Below are 22,205 nucleotides of genomic sequence, written 5' to 3'. Positions count from 1 at the left end.
GACCCATCCGAGCCGGCTGTTCGTCCCTAGTTGACCGGCCCGGTAAACTTTTCGCCCGGACCCTGGCCGATCGCGTCGGGGATGGCCGAGGCCTCCCGGAACGCCAGCTGCAGCGATCGCAGACCGTCGCGCAGGCTGCGCGCGTGCATGTCGGCGATGTCGGGGGCCGCGGCGGTGATCAGGCCGGCGAGGGCCGTGATCAGCTTGCGCGCCTCGTCAAGGTCGGTCTGGTTCTCCGGGTCGTCGGCCAGGCCCACCTTGACCGCGGCGGCGCTCATCAGGTGAACGGATGCCGTCGTGATGATCTCCACGGCCGGCACGTCGGCGATATCGCGTGTTGCCTGGGCTGCATCCTGCTCGTTGCTGTTGGTCACTGCATTCCTCTGTTAGACTCGACCGGGCTCCGAGATGCAAGTCTCGGTACGAAAGTGGATAATCTCCCACCCGCGCATACCGCTTCATAAAGGTTACCGGGTAGTTGCACTCCGCCTTCGCGGCGCTGGACTCCAACAGGAATCCGGTCCACGTGGGTAGACAGGGTGTCGTCTGTGATATTCGGGCAGTTTTCTCCGACTATCCAGACGCGTTTTTCCTCTCTTCGTCTCCGGGCGACATCCGTCTCCTGGCTGTAGCCACGATGCATGAGAAGAGGAGAGACGCATCAGCGATCCCCGTACAAATGACCGTATCCGCGTCCCCGAAGTCCGTCTCGTTGGTCCTAACGGCGAGCAGGTAGGGGTCGTGGCCATCGATGTTGCGCTGCGCCTTGCACAGGAGGCCGATCTTGACCTCGTCGAGGTTGCACCGACCTCGAAGCCGCCCGTTGCCAAGATCATGGACTACGGCAAGTTCAAGTACGAGGCTGCGCAGAAGGCCAAGGAGGCCCGGCGCAACCAGGCGAACACGATCCTGAAAGAGGTTCGTTTCCGTCTCAAGATTGATAAGCACGACTACGAGACCAAGCGCAAGCGCGCCGAGGGCTTCCTGAAGGCCGGTGACAAGGTCAAGGCCATGATTCTGTTCCGTGGCCGCGAACAGTCCCGCCCCGACCAGGGCGTACGTCTGCTCCAAAAATTTGCCGAGGATGTCGCCGAGTTTGGTTCCGTGGAATCGAGCCCGACCATTGACGGTCGAAACATGGTCATGGTCGTTGGCCCGCTGAAGAACAAAGCGGAAGCCAAGGCCGAGATCAACGCACACAAGGCTGCCGATCGGGCAGAAAAGGTTGCCGACAAGGCTGACAAAGTTGCTGATAAGGCAGCGAAACTGGAGGAAAAAGATGCCTAAGATGAAGACCCACTCCGGGACGAAGAAACGCTTCAAGGTCACCGGTTCCGGCAAGATCATGAAGCAGCAGGCCGGCCTGCGCCACAACCTCGAGGTCAAGAGCACCCAGCGCAAGTCCCGCCTGAACCACGACCAGGTGCTGGCCAAGGCCGACACCAAGGTCATCAAGAAGCTTCTCGGTCGCTAGACCCGTACCCCGTAAGGAACTAAGAAAATGGCAAGAGTCAAGAGGGCCGTAAACGCCCATAAGAGCCGTCGCGTTATTCTCGAGCGCGCCAAGGGTTACCGCGGTCAGCGCTCGCGTCTGGTCACCAAGGCCAAGGAGCAGCTCACTCACTCCTTTACCTATAGCTACCGTGACCGTCGTGCACGCAAGGGTGACTTCCGTCGCCTATGGATCCAGCGGATCAACGCTGCGTCCCGCGCGAACGGCCTGACCTACAACCGTCTGATCCAGGGTCTCGCCCTGGCCGGCATTCAGGTCGACCGTCGCATCCTGGCCGAGCTGGCCGTCAACGAGCCCGCCACGTTCGCGGCCATCGTCGAGAGCGCCAAGGCAGCACTGCCCGCCGACACGTCGGCACCCCGGGTCGCCGCGTAGCTGTCAGCCGGCACCAGCACTATCACGCACTCTCCACGGGAGCGGGCCCCGCGCCCGCTCCCGTTTTGCGTGCCCGGGGCCGGTTCGCCGGGTCACCGCGTGTGCCCCGAGCGGGAACACAGCCGCCCCGCCCCGGCAAGTAAGCTGGAGGCATGCTAGATAATCCCCGTTCTCCGCGCGTGCGGGCTGTCGCGAAACTGGCGAATCGAGCCGCTCGCTCCGAGGCGGGGCTGTTCCTCCTGGAAGGACCCCAGTCGGTCTCCGAGGCCCTCAACTTCCGGCCCGACCTTGTTGTGGAGCTCTTCGTGACCCCCACCGCCCTCGAGCGGCACCCCGAGATCGCCCAGGTCGCCCAAGAGGTGGGCGCCGAGCTCGAATTCGTCACCGAGCAGGTGCTCGAAACGATGGCCGACACGGTCACGCCGCAGGGTTTCATCGCGGTGTGCCGTCAGTTTCCCACCTCGGTCAAGGACATCTTCGCCAACGAGCCCAAGCTCATCGCCATCCTCGAAGAGGTGCGCGACCCCGGAAACGCCGGCACCATCATCCGTGCCGCGGATGCCGCCGGCGCCGACGCCGTGATCCTCACCGGCCGCAGCGTGGACCTGTACAACCCGAAGGTCGTGCGCTCCTCGACCGGCTCGATCTTCCACCTCCCCGTCGCCGTCAGCGCGACGCTCTCGGACGTGCGCGAACGGGCCCGGTTCGCCGGCCTGCAGATCTTCGCCGCCGACGTCAAGGGCACCGATTTGCTCGCTGCCCGCACCGAGGGGCTTCTGGTCGCTCCGACGGCGTGGCTGTTCGGCAACGAAGCCCGCGGACTGACCGACGAAGATCTCGCCGTGGTCGACCGGTCCATTTCTGTTCCCATCTACGGTCACGCCGAATCGATGAACCTGGCGACGGCCGCCAGTGTTTGCCTGTATGAAAGCGCGTTTGCTCAGCGCAGCTGATTATCACAGCTCGGTAACCACCGGCTTGGTGGTTCTGAGAAACCCTGTTCTAGCCTAGATTTGGGACATGGAGCCTACAGAATCTGCGCCGGCGACGTCCAACATCACGGTGTTGCGCGGTGAGCCTCTCGTCGTGATCAGCGACGTGGACAAGCACTACGGTGACCTTCACGTGCTGAAGAAGATCAACGCCGTGGTCAACCGCGGCGAGGTCGTGGTGGTGATCGGGCCGAGTGGCTCCGGCAAGTCCACCCTCTGCCGGGCCATCAACCGGCTTGAGACCATCGACGCGGGCGTCATCACGATCGACGGCGTCAAGCTGCCGGCCGAGGGCAAGGCGCTGGCCAAGCTGCGCGCGGACGTCGGAATGGTGTTCCAGGCGTTCAACCTCTTTGCCCACAAGACCGTCCTCGAGAACGTCACCCTCGGACCGATCAAGGTGCGCGGCCTGTCGAAGGCCGAGGCCGAGAAAAAGGCCATGGTCCTCCTCGAGCGCGTCGGCGTGGCCAACCAGGCCAAGAAGATGCCCGCCCAGCTCTCCGGTGGACAGCAGCAGCGGGTCGCGATCGCACGGGCCCTCGCCATGGACCCGAAGGTCATCCTGCTCGACGAGCCCACCAGTGCGCTCGACCCCGAGATGATCAACGAGGTGCTCGAGGTCATGATCAACCTGGCCAACGACGGCATGACCATGATCGTCGTCACGCATGAGATGGGCTTCGCCCGCCGCGCCGCCGACCGGGTCATCTTCATGGCCGAGGGCGAGATCGTCGAGGAGACCACGCCCGAACAGTTCTTCACCAACCCCCAGAGCTCGAGAGCGAAGGACTTCCTCTCCAAAATACTTGCCCACTAACCGGTGTGCAGGACGACACAGCAATCAGGAGATACCCATGAGACTCACTAAAGGTCTAATGATTTCGGCCATTGCCCTCGCGAGCGTTCTCACGTTGAGCGGATGTACCGATTCCGCCCAGACGCCCGAGGCCGCACCGGTCGAGGAAACGGTTGAGTTCGAAGCCGGCACCTCCATGGCCGCGTTGAACGAGGCCGGGGCGATCACCATCGGCACCAAGTTCGACCAGCCGCTGTTCGGCCTCAAGGGCCCGGACAACAACCCGGTCGGCTTCGACGTCGAGATCGGCAAGCTCATCGCCGCAAAACTCGGCATCTCCGCCGACAAGATCAAGTGGACCGAGACCGTCTCGGCCAACCGCGAGCCCTTCCTCCAGAACGGCCAGGTTGACCTTGTCGTCGCGACCTACACGATCAACGACACCCGAAAGGAGGTCGTCGACTTCGCCGGACCGTACTACCAGGCCGGCCAGGACCTGCTTGTGCTCGCCGGCAACCCCGACAAGATCACCGGCCCGGAAGACCTCGCCGGCAAGCCCGTCTGCACCGTAAGCGGCTCGACGTCGGAGAAGAACATCGCCGCGTACACCGACAACGTGATCGCGACCGACACCTACTCCAACTGCTTGGGCCCGCTCCGCAGCGGCGAGGTTGTCGCCGTGACCACGGACAACGTTATCCTGGCCGGCCTCGCCGACCAGAACGCCGGTGAGTTCGAGGTTGTCGACAACCCCTTCACCAAGGAGCCCTACGGCATCGGCGTGAAGAAGGACGACACCGAGTTCCGCACCTTCATCAACGATGTGCTCGATGAGGCGTACGAGGATGGCACGTGGGCCGAAGCCTGGGAAGCGACCGCCGGTACCGTGCTCGAGACCCCGACCCCGCCGGCAGTCGACCGGTACTAGTCGCCGAAAGCAGCACCTGCTGATCGGGGCGGCCGCGCCGCACGGGAGGCCGCCTCGACCAGCACCTTTTTCCCGGAACCCGCACGACCCAACCGCACGACATCCAGATAGTCACTACAGAAGAGGAGGTGAGTTGTGGACGCAGTCATCGAAAACCTGCCCCTGTTTCTGGAGGGCTTCAGAAATACGTTGGGCCTTCTGCTTCTGGCCGGCACGGGAGCGCTCGTGTTCGGCATCATCATCGCTGCCATGCGCATCTCGCCCGTCGCATCCCTGCGCGGATTCGCCACCGTCTACACCGAGATCGTGCGCAACACCCCGCTCACGCTGGTGCTGTTCTTCTGCGCCTACATCCTGCCCTACCTCCAGTTCAGCCCAGGCTACTTCGTGCTCGCCACGATCGGACTCACCGTCTACACCTCGCCGTTCGTCGCCGAAGCCCTGCGCTCGGGCGTCAACGGTGTGCACGTGGGTCAGGCCGAGGCCGCCCGCAGCGTGGGTCTGACCTTCACGCAGACCCTCTCGTTCGTCGTCATGCCCCAGGCGGTGCGCATGGTCATCCCGCCGCTCATCAATGTGTTCATCGCCTTGACGAAGAACACCTCGGTCGCCGGCGCCTTCTTCGTCTTCGAACTCTTCGGCGCCGCCCGTAAGATCACCAACGATCGCGGCGATGAGGTGCTCGCGATCTTGCTCGCCGTGGCAGTCTTCTACCTCCTGGTCACCATCTCGCTCGGCCTGATCGCCGGTCGGGTCGAGAAGAAGGTGGCGGTTCTCCGATGACTTCCGTGCTTTACGACGCTCCGGGCCCCAAGACCATCTTCCGTTCCCGGCTGTTCTCCGTGGTGGCCGGCCTCGTCATCGCCGCCGGCCTGGTCTGGCTGATCCTGGCGCTGGGTGCGCCCAAGACCAGCGCCAACGGCGCCGTTCAGCCGGGCCTCTGGGACGTCTCCCGGTGGGACGTCTTCGCCGACCGCGAGGTCTGGCGCACGCTCGGCCGCGGAGCGCTGAACACCCTCCGAATGGCCGGCGTCGCCGCCGCGTTCGCCCTGGTGCTCGGTGTGCTGTTCTCCTTCGGGCGCGTCTCCGACACTAAATGGATTGGGATCCCGACCACGGTCGTGCTCGAATTCGTGCGCGGCATGCCCGTACTGCTGATGATGCTTTTCATCCTCCTCGTCTTCTCCACCGGCTCCTTCTGGGCCGGTGTCGCCGCCCTCTCCGTCTATAACGGCGCGATCATCGGCGAGGCGCTGCGGGCCGGCATCAAAAGCCTGCCTCGCGGCCAGCGCGAGGCTGGGCTGGCCATCGGGCTCACGCCCGTGGCAACCCGGTTCCGGATCGAGTTCCCGCAGGCGTTCCGGCAGATGCTGCCGATCATCATCGCGCAGCTCGTCGTGCTTCTCAAGGACACGTCCCTGGCGTTCGTGGTCGGCTACGAGGAGCTCCTCCGCAGCGGGCTGTACAACCTGACGAACTTTTTCGGCAGCCGGTACTCCTTCTCCTTCTTCCTCGTCGTGCTCGCGATCTACCTGACGATGAACCTACTGCTCTCCTGGCTGGCCCGCGTCATCGCCCGCCGCACCGGCTCCAAGTCCGGCGGCGTCACCACGGACACGAAGGCGCCGCCTGAGAAGCCCCTCGATCCCGAGGTGGTCTACCCCGCTGCGCTCGGCAACCAGATGGGCGCCCGGGGTCTTTAGCGGCACTAAACTTGTGCCTTGTGTCTGACCCCACTGAGATCTCTGAACCAGTCGTGAGCGCGGCCGTCGACGCCGCACTCGCCGCCATTGACGCCGCGAACGACTCCGCGGCCCTGAAAACCGTGCGCACCGAGCACACCGGCGAGGCCTCCCCGCTGGCCCGGCTCAACGCGCTGATGCGCGGCGTGCCGAACAACCAGAAGGCCGCCGCCGGCAAGCTCCTCGGCCAGGCCCGAGGTGCCGTCGCCCAGGCGTTCGCCGCCCGCGAGGCCGCGATCACCGAGGCTGAGGCAACCGCTCAGCTCGCGGCCGAAACGGTCGACGTGACCGCGGCGGCCTCCACCTGGAAGCCCGGAGCGCGGCATCCGCTCACCCTGTTGCAGGAGCGCGTCGCGGATGTCTTCGTCGGCATGGGCTGGGAGGTCGCCGAGGGCCCCGAGCTCGAGAGCGAGTGGTTCAACTTCGACGCCCTCAATTTCGACGAGGACCACCCGGCCCGTGCCATGCAGGACACGTTCTTCATCGACCCACCCGAGGCACACCTGGTACTGCGCACCCACACCTCGCCGGTACAGCTGCGTGCGCTGTTGTCGCGCGAACTTCCCGTTTACGTCGTCGCGCCCGGCCGGGTGTTCCGCACCGACGAACTTGACGCCACGCACACGCCCGTGTTCCACCAGATCGAGGGCATCGCCGTCGACAAGGGCCTGACCATGGCGCACCTGCGCGGCACCCTCGACCACTTCGTGCAGGCCATGTTCGGCCCCGAGGCGAAGGTGCGCCTGCGCCCCAACTACTTCCCGTTCACCGAGCCGAGCGCCGAACTCGACCTGTGGCACCCGACCTTCAAGGACGGCGCCCGCTGGATCGAGTGGGGCGGCTGCGGCATGGTCAACGCCAATGTGTTGCGTTCCGCCGGGATCGACCCGGAGGTCTACTCCGGATTCGCGTTCGGCGTCGGCGTCGAACGGGCATTGATGTTCCGAAATGATGTGAAGGATATGCACGACATGGTCGAAGGCGACGTCCGGTTCAGCCAGCAGTACGGGATGACCGTCTGATGCGCGTACCACTGAGCTGGCTGGCTGAGTTCGTCGACCTGGCCCCGGGCACCACGCCCGAGGACGTGCACGCCGCCCTGGTGAGCGTGGGCCTCGAAGAGGAGGAGATCCACCGCTTCGAGCTGACCGGGCCGATCGTGGTCGGCCAGGTGCTCGAGTTCGTCGGCGAGGAGCAGACCAACGGCAAGACCATCAACTGGTGCCAGGTGCGCGTCGCCGCTGACGGCGAGCTCGCGGCCGACGGCGGCCCGGCCGTGCACGGCATTGTCTGCGGCGCCCACAACTTCGTCGTCGGCGACAAGGTCGTCGTGACCCTGCCCGGCGCCGTGCTGCCAGGTCCGTTCCCGATCGCGCCCCGCAAGACCTACGGCCACGTGTCCGACGGCATGATCGCCTCGGCCCGCGAACTCGGCCTCGGCGACGAGCACGACGGCATCCTGGTGCTCGGCAGCCTCGGCCTCGACCCCGAGATCGGCACGGATGCGATCAGCCTGCTGGGCCTGGACGACACCGCCGTCGAGATCAACGTCACGCCCGACCGGGGCTACGCCTTCTCGATCCGTGGCGTCGCTCGCGAGTACGCGCACGCCACCGGGGCTGCCTTCCGCGACCCGGCGTTCTCCGTCACCGCGGACGCGTCCACGGTCGCCTTCCCGGTCACCATCGCCGATCAGGCCCCGATCCGCGGTCGCGTCGGCGCGAGCGTGTTCGTCACCCGCGCGGTGCGCGGCGTGGACCCCACCCGACCGTCTCCGGCGTGGCTGATCGCCCGCCTGAAGCTGGCCGGCATCCGTTCGATCTCGCTGATCGTCGACGTCACCAACTACGTGATGATCGAGCTCGGCCAGCCGATCCACGGCTACGACCTTGACAAGCTGGCCGGCGGTATCACCGTGCGTCGCGCAGAACCGGGCGAGAAGCTCGTCACCCTCGACGACGTCACCCGCATCCTCAACGCCGAAGACTTGCTGATCACCGACGAGTCCGGACCGATCGGTCTGGCCGGCGTAATGGGCGGTCAGAGCACCGAGATCGGTTCCGCGACCACGAATGTGCTGATCGAGGCCGCGAACTTCGACCCGGTATCGATCGCGCGCACGGCCCGCCGGCACAAGCTTCCCAGCGAGGCATCCCGCAGGTTCGAGCGCGGGGTGGACCCGGCCGTGGCCGCGGTCGCCGCCGCCCGCGTCGTTCAGTTGCTGGTCGAGCTCTCCGGGGGAGAAGCCGACGGCCTCGGCTCCCTGCACGACGCCACGCCCGACGCCGAGCCGATCTTCCTGCCGACCGGCTTCATCTCTGGCCTGATCGGACTCGACTACACCCGCGAGGAGGTGCGCACCTCGCTGGCCGAGATCGGCGCCTCGATCGAGGAGACCGAGATCGGGATGAACGTCACCGCCCCGAGCTGGCGCCCCGACCTGACGGACAAGTGGACCCTGGCCGAGGAAGTCGCCCGCATCGTCGGTTACGACCGCATCCCCTCGGTGCTGCCCGTCGCCCCGCCCGGGCGCGGCCTCACCCACGCGCAGACCCTGCGCCGCCAGGTGGCGCAGACCCTGGCGGCCACCGGCCACACCGAGGTGCTCGCGTACCCGTTCGTGGCGGAGAAGTCGAACAACCTGTTCGGGCTGCCCATCGGCCCTGCTGTTCCGCAGATCCGGGTTGCCAACCCGCTCGACGGAGAGGCGCCGTTCCTGCGCACGTCGATCCTGCCCGGGCTGCTGCAGATCGCACACCGCAACCGCTCGCGCGGCCTCACCGACCTGGCCGTCTTCGAACTGGGCCTGGTGTTCCGGCCGGTGGCGGGCATCCGTTACGGCGGCTCCGTCGTGCCGCCCGGCGCGGTGCGCCCGAGCGCGCAGCTGGAGGCCGAGCTCAACGCGGGCATCCCGCCGCAGCCTCTGTCGGTGGCGGTCGTGCTGACCGGCTCCGTCGTGCGGCACCAGCCGGGGCAGCCCGCCGTGGCTGCAAGCTGGCAGCACGCCCTCGCCGCGGTGCAGCAGGTCGCGCTGGCCGCCGGCGTTCCGATCACGGTTCGCCAGGGTTCGCACCAGGCCATGCACCCCGGCCGCACCGCCGAGCTGTTCGTGACGACGGATGCCGGCACGACCTCGGTCGGCTACGCCGGCGAACTGCTGCCCAGCATCGCCCGCGACGCGGACCTGCCCGCGGTCGTCGCGGTTGCCGAGATCGACCTGACCGCCGTGTTCGCGGAGGCCGGCGCCGAGCTGCGCGCCACACCGATCGCCACGATGCCGGCCGCCACACAGGACCTGTCCCTCGTGGTCGACGCCGGCGTGCCGGCCGGCGACGTGCTCCGCACGCTGCTCGAGGGCTGCGGGCCGCTGCTCGACCACGCCGAACTCGTCGACGATTACCGCGGCACGGGCGTGCCGTCCGGGCGCAAGTCACTGACGTTCGCGCTGCGGTTCCGGGCGCCGGAGCGCACCCTCACCGCCGCGGAGGCCAGCGACGCCAAACTCGCCGGCGTCGCGGTGGCCGCCGCCCGCTTCGGGGCCACTCTCCGCGAGTAGCGCGAATAGCGCGAGTAGCGCGAGTGGCGCGGGCTGGCGCCCGCTCCGCGCGCCGAGTGTCGCCCGTTTTGCCGAGAGTCACCGCCCGGGCGGCGATTATCGGCGCGAACGGCGATTCTCGGCGCGCGGGGCGGCGCGCTAGGTTGGGAACATGTCTTTTTCGGTGGCGGTGGCAGGTGCGAGTGGCTACGCGGGCGGTGAATTGTTGCGTCTGTTGGCCGGGCACCCCGACTTCGAGGTGCGCACGGTTACGGCGCACAGCACTGCCGGGCAGCGTCTGATCGACGCGCAGCCGCACCTGCGCTCGCTCGCGCACCTCACCCTGGTCGACACGACGCCCGAAACCCTCGCCGGGCACGATGTGGTGTTCCTCGCCCTGCCCCACGGGGCATCCGGTGCCCTCACCGCGCACCTTTCCGCCGACACGCTCGTCGTGGACTGCGGTGCCGACCATCGGCTCGAAAGTGAGAGCGACTGGGCGGCGTTCTACGGGGGCGACTACTTCGGCGCCTGGACCTACGGCGTGCCCGAGCTCCCGGTGGTCGGCGGCACGCAGCGCACCCGGTTGGCCGGCTCCCGCCGCGTCGCCGCCCCCGGCTGCAACGCGAGCACGGTGGCGTTGGCGCTGGCGCCGGGCATCCGTGCCGGGGTGATCGAGCCCGAAGACTTGGCCGCGGTGCTCGCGGTCGGACCCTCCGGCGCCGGCAAGAGCCTGACGCTGCAGAACCTCGCAAGCGAGATCCTCGGCTCCGCGAACCCCTACGCGGTCGGCGGCGTGCACCGCCACATTCCCGAAATCCAGCAGAGCCTGCGCTGGGCAGGGGCCTCGAACCCGACCATCTCATTCACCACGGTGATCGTGCCGATGTCGCGGGGCATCCTCTGCACCGCGACGGCCCGTCTCGTGCCCGGTACATCCGGCGCCGCGGTGCGCGCCGCCTGGGAGGCGACCTACGCCGACGAACCGTTCGTGCATGTGCTGCCGGAGGGCCGATTCCCGCGCACTGGCGACGTGCTCGGCGCCAACACCGCGCTGATCGGCCTCGCCGTCGACGAGGCCGTGGGCCGCGTCGTGACGATCACCGCCGTCGACAATCTCACCAAGGGCACCGCCGGTGCCGCCATCCAGTCCGCCAACCTGGCGTTGGGACTGCCCGAAACCACGGGCCTGAGCACGAATGGAGTTGCCCCATGAGTGTCACCGCCCCCGCCGGGTTCGCCGCCGCCGGAGTCACCGCCGGCCTGAAACAGTCCGGCGGGCTCGACCTCGCCGTCGTGCAGAACCTCGGCCCGCTCACCAGCGCGGCCAGCGTTTTCACCAGCAACCGGTGCAAGGCGAACCCGGTGCTCTGGAGCGAGCAGGTCATGAAGGGCGGCCGAGTCAAGGCCATCGTGCTCAACTCGGGCGGCGCGAACTGCTACACCGGCAGCATCGGCTTCCAGACCACGCACGCCACCGCCGAGGCCATCGCCGACCGCTTGGAGATCTCCGCCGGCGAGGTGCTGGTCTGTTCCACCGGCCTGATCGGCGAACAGCTCGACCTGGGCAAGATCACCGCCGGCGTGTGGGACGCGACCCTCGCGCTGCAGGGTGAGAAGGCCACCTCCGACGCCGCCGGCCTGGCCGCGGCGCAGGCGATCATGACCACCGACACCACACCCAAGCAGACCATGCTCGTTTCCGACACCGGCTGGACCATCGGCGGCATGGCCAAGGGCGCGGGCATGCTCGCGCCTGGCCTGGCCACCATGCTCGTGGTGCTGACCACCGATGCCGTGCTCGACTCCGAGCAGCTGGACGTGGCCCTCCGCCAGGCCACCCGGGTCACGTTCGACCGCCTCGACTCCGACGGCTGCATGTCCACCAACGACACTGTCACCCTCCTCGGCTCCGGGGCGAGCGGGGTCACCGCCGACCTGGCCGAATTCACGGATGCCCTCATCGCCATCTGCCAGGACCTCACCCTGCAGCTGCAGGCCGACGCCGAGGGGTCTGCCCACGACGTCGCCATCACGGTGCGGCACGCCGGCACCGAGGCCGACGCCGTCACGGTCGCCCGCGCGGTCTCCCGCAGCAACCTGTTCAAGACCGCGATCTTCGGCAACGACCCGAACTGGGGCCGCGTGCTCGCGGCGGTCGGTACGACGGATGCCGCCTTCGACCCCTACGGCATCGACGTCGCCATCAACGGCGTGCAGGTCTGCACCGCGGGGGAACCCGACCAGCCGCGCGAGCTCGTCGACCTGACCCCCCGCTCGGTCTCCGTGCTGATCGACCTGCACGAGGGCGACGAGACGGCCACCATCTGGACCAACGACCTCACCCACGCCTACGTCGAAGAGAACAGCGCGTACTCGAGTTGAACCCGGTCCACGAAACCCCCGGCGACGAGACGACCCCAGGCGACGAGACGAACAGCCGGGCGGAGGCAGCCGTCAAGGCCGCCACGCTGATTGAGTCGCTGCCCTGGCTCAAGCGGTTCCACGACCAGATCATCGTGGTCAAGTTCGGCGGCAACGCCATGGTCAGCGAGGAACTGCAGCGCGCGTTCGCCGAAGACATGGTGTACCTGCGTTATGCCGGCATCCGCCCCGTCGTCGTGCACGGCGGCGGCCCGCAGATCTCCGCGATGCTCGACCGCCTCGGCATCGCGAGCGAGTTCCGCGGCGGCTACCGGGTGACCACGCCCGAGGCGATGGACGTCGTGCGGATGGTGCTCACCGGCCAGATCAACCGCGAGCTGGTCAGCCGCATCAACCAGCACGGCCCACTGTCGGCCGGGCTGTCCGGCGAGGACGCCGGACTGTTCCAGGGCCGTCGCCGCGGCACCGTCATCGACGGCCTCGGGGTTGACCTCGGCCTCGTCGGCGACGTGATCGGCGTCGACCCCGAGGCCGTGCTCGCCCAGCTCGCCGCCGGCCGCATACCGGTCGTCTCCTCGATCGCACCCGACACGGATGTCCCGGGCCAGTCCCTGAACATCAACGCCGACGCCGCCGCCGCGGCCCTCGCGGTCGCGCTCGGCGCCGCCAAACTGGTCATCCTGACCGATGTCGCGGGGCTGTACAGCGACTGGCCCAACCGCGACTCGCTGGTGTCGGTCATCGACGTGGACTCGCTTCGCTCCCTGCTGCCGGGCCTCGAGTCGGGAATGATCCCCAAGATGACGGCCTGCCTCGACGCGGTCGAGGGTGGCGTCGCGAAGGCGGCCATCATCGACGGCCGGGTACCACACTCGATCCTGCTCGAGGTCTTCACCGGCAGCGGGATCGGAACCGAAGTGGTCCCGGCATGAGGAATACGCACCCAGAATCAAGCACTGCACAGATGGCCGACTCCGGAACCCCCGACTGGCGCGAGCGTTTCAGCGCCGTCATGATGCACACGATCGCACCGCCGCTGGCGATGCTCGTGCGCGGGAAGGGGTGCTACGTCTGGGACGACGAGGGCACGAAGTACCTCGACTTCCTCGCCGGAATCGCCGTGAACTCGCTCGGCCACGCGCATCCGGCTCTCGTCGCCGCGGTCACCGACCAGGTCGGCCGGCTTGCCCACGTCTCGAACTACTTCGCGTCGCCACCGCAGCTGGAACTGGCCGAACGGCTCAAGCGCCTCACCGGTGCGGGACAGGCCGGCCGGGTCTACTTCTGCAATTCCGGCGCCGAGGCCAACGAAGCCGCATTCAAGCTGGCCCGGCTGAACACCGGCGGTGGCAACCGAACCCGCATCCTCTCCCTGCACGACTCGTTCCACGGCCGCACGATGGGGGCGCTCGCCCTCTCCGGCAAGCCGGCCATGCGCGAGCCGTTCCTGCCCGTCCCCGAGGGGGTCGAGCACATCCACGCCACGCTCGAGGGGCTGGATGCCGCGATCGACGAGACCGTCGCCGCCCTCTTCCTCGAGCCCGTGCAGGGCGAGGCCGGGGTGGTCGACCTGCCCGCAGGGTTCCTGCGCCGCGCCCGCGAACTGTGCACCCGAAACGGCGTGCTGCTCATCCTCGACGAGGTGCAGACCGGCGCCGGCCGCACCGGCGAGTGGTTCGCCTACCAGCACGACGGTATCCAGCCGGATGCGCTCACGCTGGCGAAGGGGATCGGCGGCGGCCTGCCCATCGGCGCCCTCGTCACCTTCGGGGCGGCGTCGGAGCTGTTCCAGCGCGGCCAGCACGGCTCGACCTATGCCGGCAACCCGCTCGTCACGGCCGCCGCCAACGCCGTGCTCGGCGCCATCGAGGCCGACGGCCTGGTCGCCAACGCCGCGCGGCGCGGCGAGCAGCTGCGGGAAATCCTCGCCGGGTTCGGCTCCCCCCTCATCGGCGAGGTGCGCGGCCGCGGGCTCCTACTCGGTGTCGGGCTGACCGAACCGGTCGCCACCCGCCTGGCGGCCGCGGCCCACAGCAACGGCTTGATCGTGAACGCCGCAAACGAGTCCACCATCCGTCTGGCCCCGCCCCTCATCGTCGGCGACGACGAACTGGCCGATTTCGAGTGCCGATTCGGGCTCGCTCTGGCCAGCCTCTAGAGTTGAACGATCTATTCCCCAGAAGCGAAAGTGACGCCGTGACCCGCCATTTCCTGCGCGACGACGACATCTCACCGGACGAACAGGCCGAGATCCTCGACCTTGCCCTGGAACTCAAGCGTGACCGATTCGCGGTCAAACCTCTGGCCGGCCCGCAGACCGTGGCTGTCATCTTCGACAAGTCATCGACCCGCACCCGGGTCTCCTTCGCCGTGGGGATCGCCGACCTCGGCGGCAGCCCGTTGATCATCAGCACCGCGAACAGCCAGCTCGGTGGCAAGGAAACCGCCTCCGACACGGCCCGCGTGCTCGAACGCCAGGTGGCCGCGATCGTCTGGCGCACCTACGGCCAGGCCGGACTCGAGGAGATGGCCCTCGGCACCACGGTGCCCGTCGTCAATGCGCTGTCGGACGACTTCCACCCCTGCCAGTTGCTCGCCGACCTGCTCACCATCCGTGAGCACCGCGGCGACCTGGCCGGTCAGACCCTCGCGTTCCTCGGCGACGGCGCCTGCAACATGGGCCAGTCCTACCTGCTCGCCGGCGCGACCGCGGGCATGCACGTGCGCATCGCCTCCCCGGTCGGGTACACGCCCACCGACGAGGTCGTCGCGGATGCCGCGGCGATCGCCCTGCGCACCGGCGGCTCCGTGGAGCTCTTCACCGACCCGGTCGCGGCTGTCACCGGCGTCGACGTGGTCGTCACCGACACCTGGGTGTCGATGGGCAAGGAAGAGGAGAAGGCCACCCGCCTGGGCGACCTCGGTCGCTACCGTGTGGACGCCGCCCTGATGGCCCTCGCCAAGCCCGACGCGCACTTCCTGCACTGTCTGCCGGCTGATCGCGGTTACGAGGTGACCGCCGACGTCATCGACGGCGCGCAGAGCATCATCTGGGACGAGGCCGAAAACCGCCTGCATGCCCAGAAGGCGCTGCTCGTCTGGCTGCTCACCCAGAACAGCGCCTGAACGCCCCGGCGGGCGTCACAGCGTGACCGTAAACTTGAACAGATCGAATTTTTTAGGGAGAACCATGGCTGAACGCGTTGTGCTGGCATATTCGGGCGGTCTCGATACCTCGGTTGGCATCGGCTGGCTGAAGGATGCGACCGGCAAAGAGGTCGTGGCCCTCGCCATCGACGTGGGACAGAGCGGCGAGGATATGGACGTCATCCGCCAGCGCGCCCTGGACTGCGGCGCCGTCGAGTCCATCGTCGTCGACGCGAAGGACGAGTTCGCCAGCGACTACGTCGTGCCGGCCCTCAAGGCCAACGCGCTCTACCAGAAGCGTTATCCGCTCGTCTCCGCGCTCAGCCGCCCGCTGATCGCCAAGTACCTCGCCTCCACGGCCAAGGAGCTCGGAGCGAACAGCGTCGCGCACGGCTGCACCGGCAAGGGCAACGACCAGGTGCGCTTCGAGGCCGCCGTCGCCGCCCTCGCGCCCGAGCTCACCTCGCTCGCCCCGGTGCGCGATTTCGCCCTCACCCGGGACAAAGCCATCGAATACGCGGCGCTGCACAACCTGCCCATCGCACAGTCGAAGAAGAGCCCCTACTCGATCGACCAGAACGTCTACGGCCGTGCGGTCGAAACCGGCTTCCTCGAAGACCCGTGGAACGCCCCGATCGAAGACCTCTATACGTACACGCAGGACCCGGCCGTGACTCGCGAGCCCACCGAGGTCGTCATCAGCTTCGACCAGGGTGTTCCCGTCGCGATCGACGGCGTCGCCGTCACCCCGCTTCAGGCCATCGAAATGATGAACCTGCTCGCCGGCAACCAGGGCGTCGGACGGATCGACATCGTCGAGGACCGCCTCGTCGGCATCAAGAGCCGCGAGGTCTATGAGGCCCCCGCCGGCATCGCCCTGATCGCCGCGCACGAAGAGCTCGAGAATATGACCGTGGAACGTGACCTGGCCCGCTACAAGCGCACGGTCGAGTCCAAGTGGGCCGAACTCGTCTACGACGGCCTCTGGTTCTCCGGCCTGAAACGCGCACTCGACGTGTTCATCGACGAGACGCAGAAGCACGTGACCGGCGACATCCGTCTGAAGATGCATGCCGGCACCGCCGTCGTCACCGGCCGCAAGTCCACTCGGAGCCTCTACGACTTCAACCTCGCCACCTACGACACCGGGGACACCTTCGACCAGTCCATGGCCAAGGGTTTCATCGAGCTGTGGTCGCTGCCGAGCAAGATCTCGGCCCGCCGCGACCTCGCCGGCAAGTAGGGCTGACGTGGCTGGCGACACGGACACATACGAGAACCGCGCGGGCAAGGCGGGCGCCCTCTGGGGTGGCCGCTTCGCCGGGGGACCATCGCCGGAACTGGCGAAGCTGAGCAAGTCGACCCAGTTCGACTGGCCGCTGGCTCCCTACGACATCCGTGGTTCCCAGGCCCACGCGCGGGCCCTGGCCGCGGCCGGTTACCTGACCGCCCCGGAACTCGTCGCCATGATCGCCGGCCTCGACACGCTGATGCAGGCCGTGGTCGACGAGAGCTTCCTGCCCGCGGAATCCGACGAGGATGTGCATTCGGCCCTGGAACGCGGCCTGATCGACATCGTCGGCGTCGAACTGGGCGGCAAGCTGCGCGCCGGCCGCAGCCGCAACGACCAGGTCGCCACCCTGGTGCGGATGCTGCTGCGCGACAAGGCGAAGGGCATCTCCGCCCACGTCATCGACCTGATCGACGCCCTGGCGTCGCAAGCCGAGGCGAACGACGATGCCATCATGCCGGGCCGCACGCATCTGCAGCACGCCCAGCCGGTGCTGCTCGCCCACCACCTGTTCGCGCACTGCTGGCCGCTCGTGCGCGACCTCGAGCGGTTCACCGACTGGAACACGCGCGCCGACTACTCGCCCTATGGGTCGGGTGCCCTGGCCGGCAACACGCTCGGCCTCGACGCCAACCTGGTGGCGGCCGACCTCGGCTTCAGCGCCGTGGTCGAGAACTCGATCGACGGCACCGCGAGCCGCGACCTGGTCGCCGAGTTCGCGTACATCACCGCCCAGGTCGGTATCGACCTGTCCCGTCTGGCCGAGGAGATCATCCTCTGGAACACCCGCGAGTTCGGTTTCGTCACCCTCGACGACTCCTACTCCACCGGGTCGTCGATCATGCCGCAGAAAAAGAACCCGGACATCGCCGAGCTGGCCCGCGGCAAGTCGGGGCGCCTGATCGGCAACCTGACCGGTCTGCTGACCACTCTCAAGGGGTTGCCGCTCGCCTACAACCGCGACCTGCAGGAAGACAAGGAGCCCGTCTTCGACTCGATCGAGACGCTCGAGGTGCTCCTGCCGGCCTTCAGCGGAATGATCGCGACCCTGACCTTTCACACCGAACGGATGGCCGAGCTCGCCCCCCAGGGATTCTCCCTGGCCACCGACGTCGCCGAGTGGCTCGTCAAGCAGCAGGTCACGTTCCGGGACGCGCACGAAATCACCGGTTCGCTGGTGAAGTTCGCGGAGCGAAACGGGCTCGACCTGCACGAGGTGGACGACGCCGCGCTGCTCGCGCTGTCGCCGCACCTCACGCCGGACGTGCGCGAGGTACTCACCATCACCGGTTCGGTGTCCCGCCGCGACGGCCAGGGCGGGACCGCCCCGGTGCGCGTGGCCGAGCAGCGCGCGGCGCTCGTCATCCGGGTGCGCGCGCTGACGGCTGCGCTCGGCATGTGACACTCGCCGACGGCATTCTGGCGCGACCGGCGGTTGAGGTCGCGCCACAGTTGTTGGGCGCGCTGCTCGACCGCGCCGGGGTGCGGCTGCGCATCACCGAAGTGGAGGCCTACCTCGGGCCAGGGCTCGACCCCGGCTCGCACGCCTTCCGTGGCCAGACCCGGCGGAACGCGTCGATGTTCGGCCCGAGCGGCCACGTCTACGCGTACTTCAGCTACGGCATGCACGTCTGTGCGAACATCGTCTGCTCGCCGGGCGGCGAGGCGTCCGCCGTGCTGCTGCGCGCCGGCGAGATCGTCGACGGTGTCGCCGAGGCACGGATGCGCCGCCCCACCTCACGCAGCGACCGCGACCTGGCGCGCGGCCCGGCCCGGCTCACGCTGGCGCTCGGCATCGGGCTGGGAGACGACGGTGCGGACCTCGGTGAGGCGCCGTTCACGCTGACCCTGCCTCCCGAACCGGTCGCTTTCCGCAGCGGACCCCGCACCGGAGTGGGCGGCGCCGGCGGGAGAGCGGAGTATCCGTGGCGATTCTGGATCCCGGGCGACGCGTCGGTGTCGCCGTACCGGCGACATCCGAAGCTGGGCGCTGAGCCCGACTCTCGCTAGGCGCGCGTCGTCGACAGGCTCGCGCCGTGACCGGGACCCGCGCTGGGGCATCCGGCGTCACGCAATTACGGAGATTTTCGGGAAACGCGGGCTTCGGTGGCGTTCCGACCGGCGTGTCGCGAAAATCTCCGAGGTTACGTCAGCGCGATCGGCACGGATGTCCCGGGTCGCGCGGCAGGTTCGGGTCACCGGGTCCCGGCAAGCTCGACCGCCGACCGCCGACCGGCGCCTACGTCAGGGCAATCTGCACCAGGGCGGCGCACGCGCACGCCCAGATCAGGCTCGCCAGCGTGCCGATGATGAACCGCTCCCGGGCCTCGGCCGTGGCCAGCTCGGTGAAGCGGCCGACGCCCTTGATCGCCACGACGACCGCGATGGCCTCCGGGAAGCCCGCCAGGATCGCGCCGGCCACGGCGAGGCGCTCCAGGATTCCGATCATCAATCCACCGCGCAGCACCTCGTGCACGAAAGTGCCGTGCGTTCCGGCCGTCCCCTCACCATCGGATGCACCGGTGGCAACCGGTGCATCCGGTGCGCCGGCATCAACCCCGGACGCGCGGCCCGGCTCCGGCGTCACGGGAGCGCCGCCGTTCTCGACCAGGATCCCGCCGTGCTGGCCTTGGGGCACGGAGTTGTTCGTGGCCAGCCTCAGCGCAAGCAGCGCCGCCGGGCCGCCGCCGACCACGGCGAGACCGAGGGCCACCATGCCGAGGAGCACGCCCGACACGGTCGCGCCTCCGGGCGAGGGGAGGGCGGCGATCATCAGGGCCGCAGCGAGGGCGCCGCCGGAGACCGCGGCGAACTGCGGCTTCTGGTGCCGGAACGCGAGGATGGCGAAGACCAGCGAGCCGGTGGTGACGACCAGGAGGGACATCCAGTAGAGGTAGGCAACGATCGGGAAGGACGAGGAGATCATGCGGCAGGGTCCGTTTCGGTCGTGGCGTGCTCGAGGTTCTCCAGCAGCCTAACGAGTGCGGGCTGGGCGGACTGGTCGACCCTCCAGAGGGCGATTCGGATGCGCTGGCTGACGGCGGCGGGGGAAATGCCGAGCTCGGCGGCGATCTCCACTTGGGATATCCCGCTCGCCAGCAGGTCGATGGCCGCCCAGCCCTCCTGCGAGCGACGCTGGCGAAGGAGCAGCAGATTGGTGATGAGCGCTTCCACCCCGTCGGCGTCGAGCAGCGGAGCAGAGCGGCCAGCAGTACGGCCAGCAGTATGGCCAGCGGCCGGATCAACCTCGAGACTGAACCGGGCCTCGGCCTTCTTTGCCCGCGTCACGGCCGCCCGCGCCGCGACGAACGCACCGCCGGAGGCCTGCCGGGTTGTTTCTGGAAGAGGGGTTCGCACCTCGCCGATGCCGAGCCCGATGCTCCAATGGCCCGCGCGATGCAGCGCGAGAACGGCGGCAAGGGCCGTGCCGGCGTCGGGCAGCAGTAGCTGGATCTCATCGCCGGACGTCTGGTCGGGCGGCAGCGTGAACGCCGGGCCGTACGCGGCCACGAGCTCGGCGATCATCTCGCCGGCCCGATCGCGATCGTTGCGGCTGCCGACCTGGTCGGCCGTGATGACGAACATGGGCGGGACCTCCGACGGAGTTGGCGGGCTGATATGAAGCTTCCACGATGAATCTACACCAATTCAGCTTATAGGCTTAATATTTGCCGATCAAGGTGTGGTCCTGAATTCCCGGGCAGCGAGTCGGGCGCTGATATCCTTGGCTCGTGTCAGATCCAGCCATCCTCGCCCTGCAAGCCAACGACCCGACCTTCGACGACGTCTGGGAGGAGATCTCCTGGCGAGGCCTGGTGCAGGTGTCCACCGACACCACCGAACTGCGTGAGCTGCTCGCCGGCCCGCCGGTCACGTTCTACTGCGGCTTCGACCCGACCGCCCCGAGCCTGCACCTCGGCAACCTCGTGCAGCTGCTGCTCATGCGCCGGCTGCAGCTGGCCGGGCATAAGCCCCTCGGCCTGGTCGGCGGGTCCACCGGGCTGATCGGTGACCCGCGCCCCACGGCCGAGCGCACCCTGAACTCTCGGGATGTCGTCGGCGAGTGGGTGGGCTACCTCCAGGCCCAGGTCTCGCGCTTTCTGAGCTCGGAGGGCGACAACGCCGTCACCCTGGTGAACAACCTGGACTGGACCGCCCCGCTCAGTGCCATCGACTTCCTGCGCGACATCGGCAAGTACTTCCGGGTCGGCAGCATGCTCAAGAAGGATGCCGTGAGCGCCCGGCTGAATTCCGACGTCGGCATCAGCTACACCGAATTCAGTTACCAGGTTCTTCAGGGGATGGACTTCCTCGAGCTCTTCCGCACGTACGGCTGCGTGCTGCAGACCGGAGGCAGCGACCAGTGGGGCAACCTCACCAGCGGCATCGACCTCATCCGCAAGGCGGAGGGGGAGAGCGCCCACGCCATCGGCACCCCGCTGATCACGAACAGCGACGGCACCAAGTTCGGCAAGAGCGAGGGCAACGCGGTCTGGCTCGACCCCACCCTCACCAGCCCGTACGCGTTCTACCAGTTCTGGCTCAACACCGACGATGCCGATGTCCTCAACCGGCTGAAGGTGTTCACCTTCCTCACCCGGTCCGACATCGAGGAGCTCGCGGGTGCCGTGGCGACGGAACCGTTCAAACGCCTCGCCCAGCGCACGCTCGCCGTGTCCGTGACAAGCCTTGTTCACGGCCGTGCCGCGACGGATGCCGCCATCCAGGCCGCGCATGCCCTCTTCGGCCAGGGTGAGCTGTCCGATCTCGACGAGGCCACCCTCGAAGCCGCGCTGCGAGAACTCCCGAACACGACGACCGCCCCGCACGCCCCCGTGGTGCAGCTGCTGGTCGACACCGGACTCAGCATGAGTCTGAGCGAAGCCCGCCGTGCCATCAGCCAGGGTGGGGTCTATCTCAACAACGTGAAGGTGCTGAGCGATGACCAGACCATCGAGGGTGCCGTGCTTCCCGGTGGAGTGGCCGTGCTCCGCCGCGGGAAGAAGACCCTGGCCGGCGTTTTCGTCGTCTGATTCAGAGACGGATGTCGCCTGGTCGTTCCGCCCTGTTGGGGCGTGACACGCCCGGGCGGTTGCTGGTTTTGACGGCCCGGTGTGACGGCCGTAATGTATTCAAACGTACCCCACAGGTGCGGAAAGCCGCAGAGCTTCCCGGCCTCATGTGGAACCACAGTTTTTCGCTTCGTCTCATGCTTGTTCCTGTTTCAGGTGAGTGTGGGGGAGGCCTAAGATGGTAACTCTCTCCGGCTGCGTGTCTGGTCTGGTGGGTGGTTGTTCGAGTCGCTTTGGTGCACTCGGAATCGGCTGCTTTCCGTGATTTGACAGGGTGTGGCCGGGCAGCTAAGTTATACAAGTTGCCTCGAAGCGACAGCCCGTAGGGCTTGAAGTCGAGTGCGTCCGATCCTTGAGAACTCAACAGCGTGCACAATGTCAAATGCCAAAAACCTCGGCCGTAGGGCTCCTTTCTAGGGGGTACCGCGG

At 67.8% G+C, this 22,205-nt stretch carries 22 protein-coding genes; 19 read left to right on the top strand and 3 right to left on the bottom strand.

Annotation, left to right across the window (positions count from 1 at the left end; all coding sequences use genetic code 11):
• Positions 1-26 precede the first annotated feature (26 nt).
• A complete protein-coding gene (locus tag E3T40_RS11120) occupies positions 27-374 on the bottom strand; it encodes a DUF1844 domain-containing protein (RefSeq protein ID WP_104101224.1) in 348 nt (115 codons plus the stop codon).
• Positions 375-660: 286 nt separating this feature from the next.
• On the opposite strand from E3T40_RS11120, the gene infC reads away from it, so the two are divergent.
• The 18 genes from infC (at position 661) to E3T40_RS11030 (ending at position 18,714) form a co-directional block, all read left to right on the top strand.
• Positions 661-1,287: a translation initiation factor IF-3 gene (gene infC, locus E3T40_RS11115; RefSeq protein ID WP_104101226.1), complete on the top strand. Its 627-nt coding sequence runs from the start codon at positions 661-663 to the stop codon at positions 1,285-1,287.
• The gene (rpmI, locus tag E3T40_RS11110) at positions 1,280-1,474 is read left to right on the top strand and encodes a 50S ribosomal protein L35 (protein WP_104101228.1); all 195 of its coding nucleotides are present in this window, start codon (positions 1,280-1,282) and stop codon (positions 1,472-1,474) included. Before infC ends, rpmI begins: the two co-directional genes overlap by 8 nt.
• 27 nt (positions 1,475-1,501) lie before the next feature.
• Positions 1,502-1,888 carry a 50S ribosomal protein L20 gene (rplT, locus tag E3T40_RS11105; protein WP_104101231.1) on the top strand — a complete coding sequence of 129 codons (387 nt, stop codon included), beginning with the start codon at positions 1,502-1,504 and terminating at the stop codon, positions 1,886-1,888.
• 152 nt (positions 1,889-2,040) lie between these two features.
• Positions 2,041-2,841, top strand: coding sequence for an RNA methyltransferase (locus E3T40_RS11100; protein WP_104170095.1), 801 nt, complete (start codon positions 2,041-2,043; stop codon positions 2,839-2,841).
• 67 nt (positions 2,842-2,908) lie between these two features.
• Positions 2,909-3,697 carry an amino acid ABC transporter ATP-binding protein gene (locus E3T40_RS11095; RefSeq protein WP_104101236.1) on the top strand — a complete coding sequence of 263 codons (789 nt, stop codon included), beginning with the start codon at positions 2,909-2,911 and terminating at the stop codon, positions 3,695-3,697.
• A gap of 37 nt (positions 3,698-3,734) precedes the next feature.
• Positions 3,735-4,604: a glutamate ABC transporter substrate-binding protein gene (locus E3T40_RS11090; protein ID WP_104170094.1), complete on the top strand. Its 870-nt coding sequence runs from the start codon at positions 3,735-3,737 to the stop codon at positions 4,602-4,604.
• 135 nt (positions 4,605-4,739) lie between these two features.
• Entirely contained in the window at positions 4,740-5,387 is a 648-nt protein-coding gene (locus E3T40_RS11085; RefSeq protein ID WP_104170093.1) for an amino acid ABC transporter permease, read from the top strand.
• Entirely contained in the window at positions 5,384-6,307 is a 924-nt protein-coding gene (locus tag E3T40_RS11080) for an amino acid ABC transporter permease (protein WP_134543527.1), read from the top strand. Before E3T40_RS11085 ends, E3T40_RS11080 begins: the two co-directional genes overlap by 4 nt.
• A gap of 20 nt (positions 6,308-6,327) precedes the next feature.
• Complete coding sequence (pheS, locus tag E3T40_RS11075) at positions 6,328-7,368, top strand: phenylalanine--tRNA ligase subunit alpha (protein WP_134543525.1); 1,041 nt, start codon at positions 6,328-6,330, stop codon at positions 7,366-7,368.
• Positions 7,368-9,902: a phenylalanine--tRNA ligase subunit beta gene (gene pheT, locus E3T40_RS11070; protein WP_134543522.1), complete on the top strand. Its 2,535-nt coding sequence runs from the start codon at positions 7,368-7,370 to the stop codon at positions 9,900-9,902. The genes pheS and pheT overlap by 1 nt, the downstream gene beginning before the upstream one ends.
• Positions 9,903-10,053: 151 nt before the next feature.
• The gene (argC, locus tag E3T40_RS11065) at positions 10,054-11,097 is read left to right on the top strand and encodes an N-acetyl-gamma-glutamyl-phosphate reductase (RefSeq protein WP_134543520.1); all 1,044 of its coding nucleotides are present in this window, start codon (positions 10,054-10,056) and stop codon (positions 11,095-11,097) included.
• Entirely contained in the window at positions 11,094-12,266 is a 1,173-nt protein-coding gene (gene argJ / locus E3T40_RS11060) for a bifunctional glutamate N-acetyltransferase/amino-acid acetyltransferase ArgJ (RefSeq protein WP_104170088.1), read from the top strand. The genes argC and argJ overlap by 4 nt, the downstream gene beginning before the upstream one ends.
• Complete coding sequence (argB, locus tag E3T40_RS11055) at positions 12,263-13,198, top strand: acetylglutamate kinase (RefSeq protein ID WP_104170087.1); 936 nt, start codon at positions 12,263-12,265, stop codon at positions 13,196-13,198. The genes argJ and argB overlap by 4 nt, the downstream gene beginning before the upstream one ends.
• 32 nt (positions 13,199-13,230) lie before the next feature.
• The gene (locus E3T40_RS11050) at positions 13,231-14,424 is read left to right on the top strand and encodes an acetylornithine transaminase (protein WP_134543517.1); all 1,194 of its coding nucleotides are present in this window, start codon (positions 13,231-13,233) and stop codon (positions 14,422-14,424) included.
• Positions 14,425-14,462: 38 nt separating this feature from the next.
• The gene (argF, locus tag E3T40_RS11045) at positions 14,463-15,392 is read left to right on the top strand and encodes an ornithine carbamoyltransferase (RefSeq protein ID WP_104170085.1); all 930 of its coding nucleotides are present in this window, start codon (positions 14,463-14,465) and stop codon (positions 15,390-15,392) included.
• Between the two features lie 64 nt (positions 15,393-15,456).
• Positions 15,457-16,656 (top strand): argininosuccinate synthase, encoded by a 1,200-nt coding sequence (locus E3T40_RS11040; RefSeq protein WP_104170084.1) that lies wholly within the window; start codon positions 15,457-15,459, stop codon positions 16,654-16,656.
• Between the two features lie 7 nt (positions 16,657-16,663).
• Entirely contained in the window at positions 16,664-18,106 is a 1,443-nt protein-coding gene (argH, locus tag E3T40_RS11035; RefSeq protein ID WP_134543514.1) for an argininosuccinate lyase, read from the top strand.
• Complete coding sequence (locus E3T40_RS11030) at positions 18,103-18,714, top strand: DNA-3-methyladenine glycosylase (protein ID WP_134543511.1); 612 nt, start codon at positions 18,103-18,105, stop codon at positions 18,712-18,714. Before argH ends, E3T40_RS11030 begins: the two co-directional genes overlap by 4 nt.
• A 229-nt stretch (positions 18,715-18,943) precedes the next feature.
• On the opposite strand, the gene E3T40_RS11025 is transcribed toward E3T40_RS11030, so the two are convergent.
• Together E3T40_RS11025 and E3T40_RS11020 are read right to left on the bottom strand one after the other, a co-directional pair.
• Positions 18,944-19,630: a hypothetical protein gene (locus E3T40_RS11025; protein ID WP_134543508.1), complete on the bottom strand. Its 687-nt coding sequence runs from the start codon at positions 19,628-19,630 to the stop codon at positions 18,944-18,946.
• Positions 19,627-20,289: a winged helix-turn-helix transcriptional regulator gene (locus E3T40_RS11020; protein WP_134543505.1), complete on the bottom strand. Its 663-nt coding sequence runs from the start codon at positions 20,287-20,289 to the stop codon at positions 19,627-19,629. The genes E3T40_RS11025 and E3T40_RS11020 overlap by 4 nt, the downstream gene beginning before the upstream one ends.
• A 146-nt stretch (positions 20,290-20,435) precedes the next feature.
• Here E3T40_RS11020 and tyrS point away from each other — a divergent pair, with 146 nt between their 5' ends.
• Complete coding sequence (gene tyrS / locus E3T40_RS11015; protein WP_233199087.1) at positions 20,436-21,737, top strand: tyrosine--tRNA ligase; 1,302 nt, start codon at positions 20,436-20,438, stop codon at positions 21,735-21,737.
• Positions 21,738-22,205 lie beyond the last annotated feature (468 nt).

It is taken from the genome of Cryobacterium sp. TMT1-19 (assembly GCF_004403055.1).
GTDB lineage: Bacteria > Actinomycetota > Actinomycetes > Actinomycetales > Microbacteriaceae > Cryobacterium > Cryobacterium sandaracinum.
The sequence above is the reverse complement of the archived record's forward strand: the minus strand, read 5'-3'. Positions and strand labels throughout refer to the sequence as shown.